The organism is Amycolatopsis sp. NPDC102522 (assembly GCF_055584485.1).
Genome location: NZ_JBVJLY010000002.1, coordinates 47114 through 61401 on the forward strand (window position 1 = coordinate 47114; position 14288 = coordinate 61401).

Consider the following 14288-nt stretch of genomic DNA (forward strand, 5'->3'; position numbering starts at 1 on the left):
AGCTCCCTCGGGGGTTTCTCCGCTACCTGGCACAGCGACGCCGCCCGTGCGGATATTCCCCTCAGGGCAGGTAGTACATCGGGTTCGGCAGCTTCACCGGGAACTCTGCGTAACCGCCTTCGAGGTCGCTGAACTGGTCACCGAAGTTGGCAAGGATCGTCGCGCCGGTCGAGGCGATGTGCTTGCGCGTGCCCGCCTTGTACTGGACGGTGGTGCAGGTCAGCCCGCACGGCAGGTAGTCCGGCGCGGTGGTCTTCGGCTTGAAGAACGCGCCGGCGGGCGCCGGGTAGCCCTCGTTCGCGAGGTTCTTGAGCGACTGCGGGCCCTGGAACTCGTTGCGGCCGGTCAGGAAGTAGACCTTCACGCCGCGCTGCGCCGCCCAGTTCGCCAGCTCCAGCACCGGCTTGTTCGCGACGAACGTGCCCTTGTCGATCGCTTCCTGCTGCTTCTTCGGGTCGAAGCCGAAGTCGTTGTCGACCTCCCAGCCGTAGGTGACCTCGGCGGTGTCGTCGACGTCGAACACGACGGCGGGGTTCTTCACACCGCGGTCCAGCCGCCGCGTGAGGTAGCGCTTGGCGTCCGAGACCTGGCGCTTGGTGTCGGAGACGAATCGGCTGTTTTCCGAGTACTGGTGCTTGCCGTCGGGGCCGACGACGTCGCCGTAGTAGGCCTTGACGTCGAGTTTGACCTGGCCGATGTTGGCGGGCTCGTGCCCGCGCCGCCAGGAGGCGTCGTCCTGGTTCGCGACGGCGGTGGCACCGCCCGCGAGAACGGCTCCGGCGGCCGCGGCGGCGGCCAGTTTCAGCAGACCGGTGAACCGGCTCATGGAAGTGCTCCTCACGTCAGCTGTGCGCGGCAAAGGAACGCTACTCCAGAACGGCCGATTCTGGTCAGTACCAAAGTCGCTTCTTCACCGCCACGGGGTTTCAGCTTGCGCCGCAACGCATCCGGGTCTATGTCGAGACCGCGAACGAGGATCTCCAGCCGACCGATATCATGCTTCTTCAGCAGTACGCGCAAATTCTTCTCGCTGTACGGTCCGTACTCGAACACCCGGAACGCCCGGATTCCCGGTGGCGGTACGTCCCCGGTCAGGTACGCGATGCGTTCGTCGAGCTGCCACAAACCATGCCGTGCCGCGTAATGCCGCACAAGTCCGGCCCGGACGACAGCGCCGTCGGGGTCGACGATCCATTCACCCGGCTCACGCACGGGAATGTCGTCGGGATCGGCGTCGGTGACAGTCCACTGTGTACCGTCCGAACGCAACACCGTCGCGCGCCGGGTCACGGTGGATCCCACGCCGCGCCACAAGCAGGCCTCGCGGACCTGACCGTCCAAAGAGACCAGTTCGACTTCGTCCGCCCAGGGCGCGATGGAGAAATCGAGACCCGGCGCGCATTTGACCGAAAGTTCGCGGCCCGCGTACGCCTCGATCAGGCCGTCCAGCGGCGGGAGGAAATCGGCGGGCTTCCACGCCCGGCGCCCGGCCGAGTCACGGCGGGCGGGATCGGCGACGACGACCGAGGACAGGCTGACCGGCCGCAACGCGTCGGCCCGCACCAGTACCGGCGAAACGCCGGCTTCGAGAGCGTTGTGCCGGGCCATCGCCAGCCGGACCTCGTCCAGATCCGAGCCCATCGCCCGATCGGCGACGCGGGCGATCTCGATCAGGTCCGCACCGACGGAACACGTCACGTCGTGGACGTCGCGCCCGGCCAGTCGCGAGGCCCGGTGCCGGGCGACCAGCGTGGCGCTGGCCTGCTGAAGGGCGTCACCAGTGAACAACCATGAACCCGCGGAGTCCAGTTTGGACGACGACTTCCGCCGCAGCACCACCGTTTCCAGCACCGCGGCCGCGTGCTCCGGGGAGATCCGGCGGACGGCGGCGACGTCGGCGATGCGGGTCTTGTCGGTCAGTGGCAGGGACGAGCATTCGGCGAGCGCCGCGCTTCCCGCGCCGGAGCGCAGGAAGGCGACGTCGTCGAGGGTGAACTGATACGGCACTACCTACGGCCGCTTGGTGCCGGTGATCATCACGTTGTAGAACAGTTCGCGCGGCAGCACCTTGGCGAGCAGCTTCTTGTCCAAAGCGGACAGCCGCAGCCACAGCCGGTACGCGAACAGACGCCAGCGCAGGGTCAGTTTCTCCTGCGGGACGGCGGCTTCGAAGGTCCGGATCGGCCAGCCCGCGAGGGCGGCGGCGAACTCCTCGGTGACCGCGCGGACATCTTGACCGCCCGCACCGCGGGCCATCGACTCGAGGTCGGACGGGTCGAACGTGTGGATGTCGACCACGGCCTCCAGCGCGGCCGCGCGGGAGGACTCGTCGAGTTCCTCCTGCGGGCGGCGCCAGCCGTTCAGCACCGGGAGCTTGGTCAGGTTGGTGGTGAGGTACCAGGTGATCTGGCCCAGCTTGCGGGCGTAGAAGTCGCCGACCTTCGTCGGCTCGCCCGCGAAGACGAACCGGCCGCCCGGCTTCAGCACCCGCAGCACCTCGGCGAACGCCGCGCGGACGTCCGGGATGTGGTGCAGCACCGCGTGCCCGACGACGAGGTCGAAGCTGTTGTCCTCATAGGGGATCCGCTCCGCGTCGGCGACCCTGCCGTCGACGTCGAGGCCGAGTTTCTCGGCGTTGCGCAGCGCGACCTGGACCATGCCGGGCGAGAGGTCGGTGACCGACCCCTTCTTGATCACGCCGCCCTGCATCAGGTTCAGCAGGAAGAAACCGGTGCCGCTGCCCAGTTCCATCGCGGTCGGGTAAGGCTGGCCGTCCTCACCGGCGACGGCGTTGAACACGCCGGTCGCGTAGGAGATGCAGCGCTCGTCGTAGGAGATGGACCACTTCTCGTCGTAGGTCCCGGCTTCCCAATCGTGGTAGAGCACGTTGGCGAGCTTGGGGTCGTCGAAGGCGGCCTTGACCTCTTCGGCGGTGGCGTGCGGGTTCGGCGCCGGGTCGTTCACCTGGGTCATCGTGCTTACTTCCCCTCGAAGGTGGCCTTGCCAGGGCCGTTCTCGATGAACGACTTCATGCCGTTGCGCTGGTCTTCGGTCGCCCAGAGCGCGGCGAAGAGGTGTGACTCGAGCTTGAGGCCGCTCGCGAGGTCGGTGTCGAGACCGCCGTCGATGGCGGCCTTCGCGGCGCGCAGGGCCACGGCCGGGCCGTTCGCGAACTGGGCAGCCCACTTGTGCGCGGCGGCGTAGACGTCGTCCGGCGCCACGACCTCGTCGAGGATGCCCAGCGCCAGCGCTTCTTCGGCCTTCACGAAGCGGCCGGTGAACACGAGGTCCTTGGTCTTGCTCGGGCCGATGAGCCGCGCGAGGCGCTGCGTGCCACCGGCACCGGGGATGACGCCGAGCTGGATCTCCGGCTGGCCGACCTTGACGTTGTCGCCGGCGATCCGGCGGTCCGCGGTCAGCGCGAGTTCGAGGCCGCCGCCCAGCGCGTAGCCGGTGATCGCCGCGACGACCGGCTTCGGGATGTTCGCGATGGTGGCCAGCGACGCCGTCAGCGCCGCGCCGAACTTCGCGATCTCGGGGTAGGTGCGCTCGGCCATCTCCTTGATGTCCGCGCCACCCGCGAAGGTCTTCTCGCCGCCGTACAGGATCACGGCGCGCACGTCGTCGCGCTCGGAGGCCTCACGGGCCGCCTCGGCCAGCTCGGCCTGCACCTGGTTGTTCAGCGCGTTGACCGGCGGACGGTCCAGCCGGATCGTGCCGACCCCGCCTTCGACCTCAAGGCTTACGAACTCTCCCACGCCAGTCCTCCTCAACGGGCCGTCCACAACGACAGACTCACACGCTACCGGTCAGTACGACCCCTTCGGGGGTCTGGGGGTCGTCCCCCAGAAGCTTCAGCGGCGACGGGCGAAGTAACGATCACCGGACCGTTCGAGCAGGAGGTCCTGGTCGAACGTCTTGGACAGGTTGTCGCTGGTCACGACGTCGTCCACGAGACCGGACGCGACCGCGCGGCCGTCACGCAGCAGCAGCGCGTGGGTGAATCCCGGCGGGATTTCTTCCACGTGATGGGTGACGAGCACCATCGCCGGGGCCTCGGGGTCGAGGGCCAGCTCCGAAAGGCGCGCGACGAGGTCTTCGCGGCCGCCGAGGTCGAGTCCGGCGGCGGGCTCGTCGAGCAGCAGCATCTCCGGGTCGGTCATCAGCGACCGCGCGATCAGCGCCCGCTTGCGCTCGCCTTCGGACAGCGTGCCGAAGGTGCGCTCGGCCAGGTGCGGGATGCCCAGCGCGGCCAGCAGTTCGCGGGCGCGGTCGGTGTCGAGGCTGTCGTACTCCTCACGCCAGCGGCCGACGACGGCGTATCCGGCGCTCACCACGACGTCGATGACGCGTTCCTCGCCGGGCACCCGCTGCGCGATCGCGGCCGAGGTGAACCCGATCCGCGGGCGCAGCTCGAAGATGTTGACCTTGCCGATCCGGTCGCCGAGCAGGTCGACCGTTCCCGAGGTCGGGTGGAGTTCGGCCGCGGCCAGCCGGAGCAGGGTGGTCTTGCCCGCGCCGTTCGGGCCGAGCACCACCCAGCGCTCGTCCAGTTCCACGGTCCAGTCGAGGTCGGCGAGGAGGTCGTTGCCTGTTCGGCGGACCCCGACACCGGTCATCCTCACCACGAGGTCGTCAAGTTCGCTGGGCTGGATCGGCTCGCTCACGAGCCCATTGTGTCCGCACACGCGCGCGCGTGTGCACCGGGCCGCCGCTCGACGGAAAGCGGCTGGTCCAGGGAGTGAGACAGAGCTGTTCCGAGTAACCGCCGAACCGGCGGCTGTGGCAACATCGAAGACGTGATCAGGTCCGTGCCCGCCGCCTTCCCCGTCATCGGGGGCTCTTTCTGGCGCCGCCGGACCATCGACCTGCTCCTCGTCGCCTCGTCCGGGTGTACCACCGCGCGACACGGCTGAATTCCTGCTCTTTCCCTGGCACCCCGGGTGCCGGGAAACCGTGTCGCGCCGCGTTCGGCCCTGCCCGCGAACCTTCACGAGGAGCCTCACCGTGACCACGTCCGTCTCGCCCCGCCAGGACTTCGAGATCCACCCGCAGCTGATCGACCCGCTGCTGCCGGAGCTGCTGCACCCCGAGCGCCTGCTCTGGACGCCCCGGGAGCTGGCCGACCTGACCACCACCGTCACCACCGAACTGACCTCGGGCCTGCGCGGACTGCTGCGCTTCGACGAGGACCGCCGCTGGTGGGCGCGGCTCGCGCTGACCGACGGCGTCGAACTGTGGCTGTTGTCCTGGCTGCCTGGTCAGCAGACCAAACCGCACGACCACGGCGGCGCGTCCGGTTCGTTCACCGTGCTGCAGGGCGAACTGGGCGAGGAGTACCGCTACCCGGGCGGCCCGATCCGGCGCCGCACGCACGCCGCGGGCGAGGGCATCGGCTTCGGCGCGGGGCGCGCGCACCAGGTGACCGGCATCGGCACCGCACCCGCCGCCAGCGTCCACGCCTACTCGCCGCCGCTGGTCGCGACCCGCGAATACGTGACCCTCGCCGACGTTCCCGCCGAGATCCCCTCGCTGGCCCCGATACTGGGCCGATGAGCGCTATCGACGAACGGCTGGCCGCCGCCCGGTCCGGACTGAACCGGGCGGAGCCCGAGCAGGCACAGCGGCTGCAGCGCGACGGCGCCCTGATCGTGGACATCCGCCCGCACGTCAACCGGTTCGAGGAGGGCGAGATCCCGGGCTCGGTGATCGTCGAGCGGATTCACCTCGAGTGGCGGCTCGCGCCGGACAGCGAATGGCGGCTGCCGGAGGTGAACCCGGACTCGACGGTGATCGTCGTGTGCAACGAGGGGTACTCGTCGAGCCTGGCCGCCGCCGACCTGAAGCGGCTCGGCCTGCCGGGTGCCACCGATCTCGAAGGCGGTTTCCGGGCCTGGCGTTCGGCGGGCCTCCCGGTCCGGGAAGGCGGCACCCCCGCCGTTCCCTGACGCCCTACCGGCGGATCGCCAGCCGGGCTATCGAGTCCGGGGAAAGCGGAAGCGCCGCGTGGATCCCGGAGCCTCGCGTCGGTCTGGGGTTGACCAGGACGCCCGTCGCCACTTCCCGCCTGGCGGCCGCGAGCACGACCTCGCGGCCGGTCCGGGGCCGGATCCGGGCCCAGCCCGCGCCGGTGATCGCGCGGTACTCGGCCAGCAGGCGCTCGTCGGTGAAGACACAGAGCCAGTCGCCGTACGCGCCGAGGCGGGCCGGGATCGGCGCGCCCGCCTCGTCCGCCGGACCCCACACCGTGCCGTCGAGGAACATCCGCATGACCGCGGGGACGGGGTCGCGCAGGCCGCCGTCGGTCTGCTCCCGCTCCGGACGGACGTTCCCGGCGATCCACTGCGACGCGAGCCTGAAGTCCTCGCCGGTGAGGTCCTCCTGGAAACCGTCCAAGCTGTTCTTGACGGTCCCCAGGAAGTCGTAGAACCGCCGGGTGCAGGTCCGCTCGGAGACCGCCACCCGCCCGCGGCCGACCATGGTCCTGATCCGGCCGACCATGCCAGCCCCGCCGGTCACCGGATCCACGCCGAGGTTGTAGGCGGTCCAGACGATTTCGGGCATGAGCGGATCGGCGAACCGCTCGAGGACGCGGTTCAGCCGCAAAAGGACGATCTCGCGAACCCTGCCGGGCTCGGCGTCCTCGGCGACTCCCCAGATGGCCCGCAGTTCCGGCCCCAGCGCGCGACGCAGCCCGTCCTGCTGGATCCCGGCACGGGCGTGGACGTGATGCAGCCGGTCCTTGGCCCTGCGCGATGTTTTCGTTTCCTTCGCCGAAGCCACCATTCCTCCGCGATTCAGGATCGGCCCGGCAAAGTGTATTTCACCGGCCTGCTCCGCATTGTTCGGCGGAAATCGAGAATCAACGGTTTCTTTTGTTCGGTACCGGCTTGACGAAGGCTTACGCGTGGACCACCCGGGCGAGTTCCGCCGGTGTGGCCAGCAAACGGTGCTTCGGCAGCACCCGGACGGTGTAGCCGATCGACCCCGGATGCGGCAGCTTCAGCCGCGCCGCGAACGCGCCGATCCCGTCGCCGGACATCGCGACGGTGACGGGATCGGTCAGCTCGTCCCCGTCGCCGACCTTGCCGACGACGGCCTGAACGTCCACTTCGGACGGTTCGAGACCGGCGAGGTCGATCCGGGCCCGGATGATCACCTCGGTCCCGGTGACCATCGGCGCGGCGTCCTCGACGAGCAGTTCGGTGTCGAAGATCCGCACGCGCGGCCAGGAGACGTCGAGTTTGGTCCGGTAGTCGGCCAGCGACAGCGCGCCGCGGTACCCGTCACCCGTCGCCTCCGCGACCATCCGCGAGGCGGGCAGGTAGCCCGATTCGACGTACTCCCGCACCATCCGCGACGCCTGCACGCGCGGCCCTAGGCTCTCCAGCGTGTGCCACACCATCGACAGCCAGCCGCCGGGCACGCCACCGGCGTCGCGGTCGTAGAACAGCGGCGCGATCTGGTGGCCCAGCAGGTCGTAGAGCGCCGCGGCCTCCAGTTCGTCGCGGCGCAGCGGGTCGGTGACGCCGTCCGCGGTCGGGATCGCCCAGCCGTTGCTGCCGTCGTAGCACTCGTCCCACCAGCCGTCGCGGATGGAGAGGTTGAGGCCGCCGTTGAGCGCGGACTTCATCCCCGAGGTCCCGCACGCCTCCAGCTGCCGCACCGGCGTGTTCAGCCAGACGTCGCAGCCGCGGTAGAGGTAGCGCGCCATCGACATGTCGTAATCCGGCAGGAAGACGATGCGGCGCCGCACCTCGGGATCGTCGACGAACCGGACGATCTGCTGGATCAGCTGCTTGCCGCCCTCGTCTGCCGGATGCGACTTGCCCGCGACGACGAGCTGGATCGGGCGCCGCTCGTCCAGCAGCAGCGCGCGCAGGCGCTCCGGGTCGCGCAGCATCAGCGTCAGCCGTTTGTACGTCGGCACGCGGCGCGCGAAGCCGACGGTCAGCACGTCCGGGTCGAAGACCGTGTCGGTCCAGCCGAGTTCGAGCGCGGACGCGCCGCGCTGCATCCACGCGGCCCGCACCCGGCGCCGGACCTCGGCGACCAGCTTCTCCCGCAGTTCACGCCGCAGCGCCCACAGCTGCTCGTCGCTGACGCCGTCCCGCAGCGGCTTGCCCTGCGTGCCGTCGAGCCCCAGCTCCTCGTGGTTGCGCCCGAGCAGCGCGCTCAGTTCGCGCGCCACCCAGGTCGGCCCATGGACGCCGTTGGTGACCGAGGAGACGGGCACCTCGTCGAAGTCGAACCCTGGCCACAACCTGGAGAACATCCTCCGCGACACACGGCCGTGCAGCGCCGAGACGCCGTTCGCGCGCTGGGCGAGCCGCAAGCCCATATGCGCCATGTTGAACAGGCCGGGGTTGTCCTCCGCGCCGAGCGCGAGCACGCGGCGCGGGTCGACGTCCGGGACCAGCCTGCCGTCGGCGAAGTACCGCTGGACGAGGTCGACGGGGAACCGGTCGATCCCCGCGCTGACCGGCGTGTGCGTGGTGAACACGGTGCCGGCGCGGACCGCGGGCAGCGCCTCGTCGAAAGCCAGCCCGTCGGTCTGGATGATCTCGCGGGCGCGTTCCAGTCCGAGGAACCCGGCGTGGCCTTCGTTGGTGTGGAACACCTTCGGCTGCGGATGCCCGGTCAGCTCGCAGTAGCGCCGCACCGCGCGGAAGCCGCCGATCCCGGACAGGATCTCCTGCCGGATGCGGTGGTCGGCGTCGCCGCCGTAGAGCCTGTCGGTGACGGCGCGCAGGTCCTCGTCGTTGGCTTCGGTGTCGGTGTCGAGCAGCAGCAACGGGATCCGGCCGACTCGGGCCTTCCAGATCTGCGCGTGCAGCGTCCGCCCGGCGGGCATCGCGACGTCGACCAGCACCGGCTCGCCACCGTCGGTCAGCAGCTCCAGCGGGAAGGCGTTGGGGTCGATCACCGGGTAGTGCTCGACCTGCCAGCCGTCGAGCGACAGCGCCTGCCGGAAGTACCCGGCGCGGTAGAGCAGCCCGACCCCGATCATCGGCACGCCGAGGTCCGACGCGGCCTTGAGATGGTCACCGGCGAGCACGCCGAGGCCGCCGGAGTAGTTCGGCAGCGCCTCTGTGACGCCGAACTCCATCGAGAAGTACGCGACGGCGGGAGGGAGATCTGTGCCGTCCTGCTTCTGGTACCAGCGCGGCTCGGCGAGATACCGGTCCAGATCGGCGACGGCCTCGCGCGCGTGGGCGAGGAAGGCTTCGTCGACGGCCAGCTCCTCGAGCCGGGTCGGCGGCAGCGCGGTGAGCATCCGCAACGGATCGCGGACGCGGTTGAACAGCTCCGCGTCCATCGACGCGAACAGGTCGCGGGTGGGCGGATGCCAGGTCCAGCGCAGATTCGTAGCGAGGTCACCGAGGCCGGAGAGCGACTCCGGCAGGCTCGCGCGGACGGTGAACCGGCGGACTGCTCTCATGAGGAGCGACCATATCGGCAGAGCCCCCACCCCGCTCAAGACCCACTTCGGGGATTACCTGCACGCGAGCCATAAGCGCTGGGTAGGGTCCCTGCTTGCCGGTGTACGCGGCCCGGTCGGGGCCCTGACGACAAGCGAGTGAACATGATCCAAGGGGGAGGTCGGGGCCTCTACCGCCCGGCTCTGATCGCGATCGTGGTGACGCTGGCCCTCGGGCTGAGCGCGTGCAACGACAAGGGCGGTTCGACGGCGGGCAAGGAAGGCGGCCAGCCGGGCGCCGGTGACATCGCCGGTCTGCCGGTCACGCACTTCGAAAGCGGCCTGAAGCCGGACGCCCCCAAGCCGGACCTGCAGGTCCGCAACGAGGACGGCTCCGAAGACGACCAGCTCGCCATCGCCGCCATCGCCGACGCGCAGACCTACTGGACCGAGGTCATGCCTCGCGACTTCGGCCAGCAGTACGAGCCGCTGAAGTCGCTGCTGTCCTACAGCGCGCGGTCCGACGACGAAGACACCAAGTGCGGCAGCGTCAAGGGCCTGGTCAACGCCTTCTACTGCCCGCCGGACGACTCTGTGGCGTGGGACCGCGGCGTGCTCCTGCCGATGCTGCGCGAGCGGTTCGGGAAAATGGCGAGCGCCGTCGTGCTCGCGCACGAACTCGGCCACGCTGTGCAGTACCGGCTCGGCGAGAAGGCCAACATCAAGAAGACCACCCCGTCGATCGTCAAGGAGCAGCAGGCCGACTGCTTCGCCGGCGGCTACTTCCGCTGGGTCGCCGAGGAGAAGAGCAAGTTCTACAAACTCTCCACCTCCGAGGGCCTGAACCAGGTCATGGCGTCGCTGTTCCTGATCCGCGACCAGGCGGGCACCAGCGCGACGAAGCAGGGCGCGCACGGCACGGCGTTCGACCGTACGTACGCGTTCCAGGTCGGGTTCGAGAAGGGCCCGAAGGAATGCGCCGCGATGAACGAGGAGAACATCAAGGCGCGCATCACCGAGCGCCCGTTCGACAAGGGTGACAAGGGCAAGGGCGACGCGAAGCTCGACGCCGAGATCATCGGGATCCTGAAGAAGAGCCTCGACGAGGCCTTCAAGGGCGCCGGCGTCCCGGGTCCGGAGATCACCGAGGACGGCAACGGCAGTTGCTCCGGCGGCCCCAGCACCCCGCCCGCGTCGTACTGCCCGTCGAACAACACCGTCAGCATCGACATGGCCAAACTGCGCGAACTCGCCCAGCCCGTCGACCAAGAGGCCGAATGGAAGAGCGGGCACAGCGAGGGCAAGGGCGACTTCGCCGCGTTCTCGGAAATCGCGTCCCGCTACGCGATGGGCATCCAGAAGGGTGTCGGCGCGTCGATCGACAACGCGAACGCGGGACTGCGCACCGCGTGCCTCGTCGGCGCGTGGGCGAAGGCCAGCTCGGTGCCCGGCGGGACGCTGCGGCTCTCGGCCGGTGACCTCGACGAGGCCATCTCGGATCTGCTGAGCCCGGAAAGCCTGGTCTCGGCCGACGTCAACGGCAAGCGCGTCGACAACGGTTTCGAGCGGATCGAGGCGCTGCGGAAGGGCTACCTGGAGAGCTCCGCGGTGTGCTCGACGCAGTACGGCTGATCGGTCCGGTCACGACTCCGTGAAGTGCCATGAAAGGGGCGTTCAGGACACTTTTCGTCCTGAACGCCCCTTTCATGACACTCGGCGGGCCGGGCGCAAGGGGGTCGTGAGTGGCAAAGCGCGTTAGAACGCGACTTACCACTCACGACCCACTGCCACTCACGACTCCTCAACCCCGCCCAAGTACATGAAGGCCCCCTTCACTGCGTCTAGCGCAATGAAGGGGGCCTTCACGTACAGCCAGACTCAGTAAAGCGCGCTCGCCAGATCCCGCCGCGCCTTCATCACGCGCTCGTCCGCCGGGTCGAAGAGGTCGAACAGCGCCACCAGGTGCTCCCGCACCTTGTTGCGCTCGTCGCCCGCGGTCCGCCGCACGGCCGCGATCAGCCGCGCGAAGCCCGCCTCGGGCTGCTGCCCGGCGACTTCGAGGTCGGCGGCGGCGAGCTGGGCGTCGAGGTCGGCCGGGTCGGCGTCGGCCTTCGCGATCGCGTCCGGGCCCGCGGCCTCGGCCCGCGCGGTGAACTTGACCTGCGCGAGCGCGGTCTTGGCCTCCTCGTTCGCCGGCTCGACGTCGAGGATGCGCTCGTAGGCCGCCTGCGCCGCGGCGAAGTCACCGCGTTCGAAGGCGTCCTCGGCCTCGGTGAACCGCGTGTCCTCCGGCACCTCGACGCCGCCGCCGTTCTCCTCGGCGGCCTTGATGCCGGGCAGCCGGTCGCGCAGCGCGTCGAGCAGCGAGCCGAGCCACTTGCGGATCTCGGGTTCGGGCAGCGCGCCCGAGAACGCGTCGACCGGCTGGCCGCCGCCGATGGCGATGACCGTCGGGATCGACTGCGCGCCGAAGAGCTGGGCGATGCGCGGGTTGGCGTCGACGTCCACCTTCGCGAGCACCCAGGCGCCACCGGCCTCGGCGGCGAGGCGCTCCAGCACCGGGCTGAGCTGTTTGCACGGCCCGCACCATTCGGCCCACAGGTCGACGACCACCAGCTGCTGCAAGGAGCGCTCGACGACGTCGGTCTGGAAGCTCGCCTCGGTGACGTCGATCACGGCGCCCTCCGCGACGGGGCCGCCCGGTACGTCACCGTCGGCTGACGGCGGCCGTGGTGGGGCCGGAGGCTGTTTCTGGGGCGCTTCGGCACGCGCCTTGAGGGCGGAAAGGTCGACCGCGCCGGAAAGCGCGGCGGACAGGGCCGCCGTCTTCGATGCTGATCCGCGTGGGTGTGTCACGGTTCCATCCTGGCACGCATCCCCGAGCGATTCACCGCATGCCCCCGGCTGCCCGCTTGGCAGGACGGTCCCGTTCCGGCAGGCTCCCCACGAGGGGGTGATCGACATTCCGACACGCAGGACAGCCACCGTGACCGTCGCGATAGGCATCGCCATCGTTTGGGTGAGCGTCATCACGGTGCTGATAGCGCATCAGCCCGACCCCGGCGTCGGCAGTCCGGGACAGCTCCGGGAGGGCCTCACCGCCGCGCTCAACGAACACGACGTCGAGGCCCTCTCCGAGCTCATCGACTACCCGCCCGCCTCGGCGGACGACTTCGCGAAGTCTTATATCGACGCCCTGACGGGCCGCGGCGCCCACGACGTCACAGTGAAGTTCGTGCCGGACGACACCGCGCCGACTTCGGCCACCGTCAGCGGGAAACTGGGCGACGGCGGCAAGTTCGGCTACTCGGTGGCCATCGCGGTCAAGGACAAGCTGTGGCTGGTCTCCTTCACCCCGCCGCTCCCCTAGCCTTCCAGGTGCTTCTCGACGCGCTCGACCTTCGCGGTCAGCTGGCCCTCGTAACCCGGCCGGATGTCGGCCTTGAGCACCAGCCCGACCCGCGACGATCCCTCACCCGCGGCCTCGACGGCCCGCTTGACCACATCCATGACCTGGTCCCAACTGTCTCCCTCTACATTCGTAAACATGGCGTTGGTCGAATTCGGCAGGCCGGACTCGCGCACCACTTTCACCGCGCGGGCGACCGCTTCGCTGACACCGCCGTCTTCCTCGGCCGCGGACGGGCTGACACTGAAAGCCACGATCATCTTCTGCTCCTTGTTCGGACACTTTTCCCACGGATAACACCCGGTCGCGCGCCATGGCACGGGTACCCGCTGGTAACTTCGATCGCCATGAGCCGTCCGTTGCCGTTCGACCCGATCGCCCGCGCGGCGCAGCTGTGGGAGGCCCGCATCGGGCCGTCCGAAACCATGGCGGCGGTGACCGGGATCATGCGCGTGCAGCAGATCATCCAGTCCGCCGTGGACGGCGCGCTCAAACCACACGGGCTGACCTTCGCCCGATATGAGGCGCTCGTCCTGCTGACCTTCGCCCGCGCCTCCCACCTGCCGATGCGCGTGATGGGCGAGCGGTTGCAGCTGCACCCGACGAGCGTCACCAACATCGTCGACAGGCTCGAAAAGGACGGACTGGTCAAGCGCGTCCCGCATCCGACCGACCGCCGGACCACGCTGGTCGAGATCACCGACGAGGGCCGCGCACGCCGCGAGGAGGCCACGCAGGCGGTCACCGAGATCGACTTCGGGCTGACCGGGCTCACCGGCAAGCAGACCGAGCAGCTGACCGACCTGCTGACCAAGGTCCGCAAGGCCACCGGCGACTTCACCGAATAACCCCGCAAGTACGTGAAGGCCCCCTTCATTGCGCTAGGCGCAATGAAGGGGGCCTTCACGTACTTGCGGAAGATCAGGCGGCGGCGGGTTCCGGGGTCCTGGTGAACAGGCCGACACCACCGTGCGTGAGCCGCTGCGGGCCGTCGAGCTTGCCGTTGCGCAGCGCCCAGGACTCGAACAGCCAGGTGAACAGCGGCGGGATGCTGGAGAGCAGCGCCAGGATCAGGGTCTTCGGGCGCCAGCCGAGCGGCTTCGCCACGGACAGGGAGACCAGCACGTAGAGGGCGAAGACGACGCCATGCACCATGCCGAGGACGGGGACGCCGCCTTCGCCGAGCTTGACGGCGTACTTGAGGAACATCCCGACCAGCAGCCCGGCCCAGGAGAGGGCTTCGGCTACCGCGGCCACGCGGAATACTAGAGCGGCCTTGCTGGACACGTTCTCCTCCTGTGGGGTCTCACCACTATGTGTGTTTACATGACTACGTCCGACGAGCACTGTCCAAGGCGGACTCGCCAGGGACGTCAACAGCGCTGTCGGACGTGGTGAGACCAGTGTGAGGCGTGACGGCCCTCACCGGAACACCGGGGGCCGTGATGCTTCTCACGA

15 protein-coding genes are annotated in these 14288 nt (G+C 69.3%); 5 read left to right on the top strand and 10 right to left on the bottom strand.

Translation table 11 applies throughout. The features are described 5' to 3' along the window. Positions 1-61: 61 nt before the first annotated feature. From ACZ6YV_RS06075 to ACZ6YV_RS06095, 5 genes are all read right to left on the bottom strand, one after another. The gene (locus ACZ6YV_RS06075; RefSeq protein ID WP_465508599.1) at positions 62-826 is read right to left on the bottom strand and encodes an HAD family acid phosphatase; all 765 of its coding nucleotides are present in this window, start codon (positions 824-826) and stop codon (positions 62-64) included. A gap of 11 nt (positions 827-837) precedes the next feature. Further along, the gene (locus ACZ6YV_RS06080) at positions 838-2007 is read right to left on the bottom strand and encodes a class I SAM-dependent methyltransferase (RefSeq protein ID WP_465508600.1); all 1170 of its coding nucleotides are present in this window, start codon (positions 2005-2007) and stop codon (positions 838-840) included. Between the two features lie 3 nt (positions 2008-2010). Beyond that, positions 2011-2973, bottom strand: coding sequence for a methyltransferase domain-containing protein (locus ACZ6YV_RS06085; protein WP_465508601.1), 963 nt, complete (start codon positions 2971-2973; stop codon positions 2011-2013). A gap of 5 nt (positions 2974-2978) precedes the next feature. Continuing rightward, positions 2979-3758 (bottom strand): enoyl-CoA hydratase/isomerase family protein, encoded by a 780-nt coding sequence (locus ACZ6YV_RS06090; RefSeq protein ID WP_020630952.1) that lies wholly within the window; start codon positions 3756-3758, stop codon positions 2979-2981. 96 nt (positions 3759-3854) lie between these two features. Next, on the bottom strand, positions 3855-4667 hold the full coding sequence (locus ACZ6YV_RS06095) for an ABC transporter ATP-binding protein (protein WP_378237944.1): 813 nt from the start codon (positions 4665-4667) through the stop codon (positions 3855-3857). Positions 4668-5007: 340 nt separating this feature from the next. Between ACZ6YV_RS06095 and ACZ6YV_RS06100 the strand changes: the two genes are divergently transcribed. Both ACZ6YV_RS06100 and ACZ6YV_RS06105 read left to right on the top strand, forming a co-directional pair. Then, positions 5008-5556 (top strand): cysteine dioxygenase, encoded by a 549-nt coding sequence (locus ACZ6YV_RS06100; RefSeq protein WP_465508602.1) that lies wholly within the window; start codon positions 5008-5010, stop codon positions 5554-5556. Beyond that, the gene (locus tag ACZ6YV_RS06105; protein ID WP_465508603.1) at positions 5553-5948 is read left to right on the top strand and encodes a rhodanese-like domain-containing protein; all 396 of its coding nucleotides are present in this window, start codon (positions 5553-5555) and stop codon (positions 5946-5948) included. Before ACZ6YV_RS06100 ends, ACZ6YV_RS06105 begins: the two co-directional genes overlap by 4 nt. 4 nt (positions 5949-5952) lie before the next feature. Here the strand turns inward: ACZ6YV_RS06105 and ACZ6YV_RS06110 are convergent, their stop codons facing one another. Continuing rightward, positions 5953-6786, bottom strand: a complete 834-nt coding sequence (locus tag ACZ6YV_RS06110; RefSeq protein WP_465508604.1) for a hypothetical protein — start codon at positions 6784-6786, stop codon at positions 5953-5955. 115 nt (positions 6787-6901) lie between these two features. Then, on the bottom strand, positions 6902-9442 hold the full coding sequence (glgP, locus tag ACZ6YV_RS06115) for an alpha-glucan family phosphorylase (protein WP_465508605.1): 2541 nt from the start codon (positions 9440-9442) through the stop codon (positions 6902-6904). Positions 9443-9580: 138 nt separating this feature from the next. Here glgP and ACZ6YV_RS06120 point away from each other — a divergent pair, with 138 nt between their 5' ends. Further along, the gene (locus ACZ6YV_RS06120; protein WP_378237938.1) at positions 9581-11053 is read left to right on the top strand and encodes a neutral zinc metallopeptidase; all 1473 of its coding nucleotides are present in this window, start codon (positions 9581-9583) and stop codon (positions 11051-11053) included. A 246-nt stretch (positions 11054-11299) separates the two neighbouring features. Here the strand turns inward: ACZ6YV_RS06120 and ACZ6YV_RS06125 are convergent, their stop codons facing one another. After that, on the bottom strand, positions 11300-12277 hold the full coding sequence (locus ACZ6YV_RS06125) for a tetratricopeptide repeat protein (protein ID WP_465508606.1): 978 nt from the start codon (positions 12275-12277) through the stop codon (positions 11300-11302). Positions 12278-12407: 130 nt separating this feature from the next. Between ACZ6YV_RS06125 and ACZ6YV_RS06130 the strand changes: the two genes are divergently transcribed. Then, positions 12408-12791: a hypothetical protein gene (locus tag ACZ6YV_RS06130; protein WP_465508607.1), complete on the top strand. Its 384-nt coding sequence runs from the start codon at positions 12408-12410 to the stop codon at positions 12789-12791. On the opposite strand, the gene ACZ6YV_RS06135 is transcribed toward ACZ6YV_RS06130, so the two are convergent. After that, positions 12788-13090 (bottom strand): thiamine-binding protein, encoded by a 303-nt coding sequence (locus ACZ6YV_RS06135; protein WP_465508608.1) that lies wholly within the window; start codon positions 13088-13090, stop codon positions 12788-12790. The two genes, ACZ6YV_RS06130 and ACZ6YV_RS06135, sit on opposite strands and share 4 nt — an antisense overlap. An 87-nt stretch (positions 13091-13177) precedes the next feature. On the opposite strand from ACZ6YV_RS06135, the gene ACZ6YV_RS06140 reads away from it, so the two are divergent. Next, the gene (locus ACZ6YV_RS06140) at positions 13178-13678 is read left to right on the top strand and encodes a MarR family winged helix-turn-helix transcriptional regulator (RefSeq protein ID WP_378237932.1); all 501 of its coding nucleotides are present in this window, start codon (positions 13178-13180) and stop codon (positions 13676-13678) included. A 73-nt stretch (positions 13679-13751) separates the two neighbouring features. On the opposite strand, the gene ACZ6YV_RS06145 is transcribed toward ACZ6YV_RS06140, so the two are convergent. Then, positions 13752-14117, bottom strand: a complete 366-nt coding sequence (locus tag ACZ6YV_RS06145) for a DUF3817 domain-containing protein (RefSeq protein ID WP_465508609.1) — start codon at positions 14115-14117, stop codon at positions 13752-13754. Positions 14118-14288: the final 171 nt, after the last annotated feature.

What these genes read in the sequence shown, in the direction of transcription:
- ACZ6YV_RS06075 (WP_465508599.1), bottom strand. Translation starts at nt 826, where the DNA reads ATGAGCCGGTTCACCGGTCTGCTGAAACTGGCCGCCGCCGCGGCCGCC.
- ACZ6YV_RS06085 (WP_465508601.1), bottom strand. Translation starts at nt 2,973, where the DNA reads ATGACCCAGGTGAACGACCCGGCGCCGAACCCGCACGCCACCGCCGAA.
- ACZ6YV_RS06105 (WP_465508603.1), top strand. Translation starts at nt 5,553, where the DNA reads ATGAGCGCTATCGACGAACGGCTGGCCGCCGCCCGGTCCGGACTGAAC.
- ACZ6YV_RS06110 (WP_465508604.1), bottom strand. Translation starts at nt 6,786, where the DNA reads ATGGTGGCTTCGGCGAAGGAAACGAAAACATCGCGCAGGGCCAAGGAC.
- glgP (WP_465508605.1), bottom strand. Translation starts at nt 9,442, where the DNA reads ATGAGAGCAGTCCGCCGGTTCACCGTCCGCGCGAGCCTGCCGGAGTCG.
- ACZ6YV_RS06135 (WP_465508608.1), bottom strand. Translation starts at nt 13,090, where the DNA reads ATGATCGTGGCTTTCAGTGTCAGCCCGTCCGCGGCCGAGGAAGACGGC.
- ACZ6YV_RS06140 (WP_378237932.1), top strand. Translation starts at nt 13,178, where the DNA reads ATGAGCCGTCCGTTGCCGTTCGACCCGATCGCCCGCGCGGCGCAGCTG.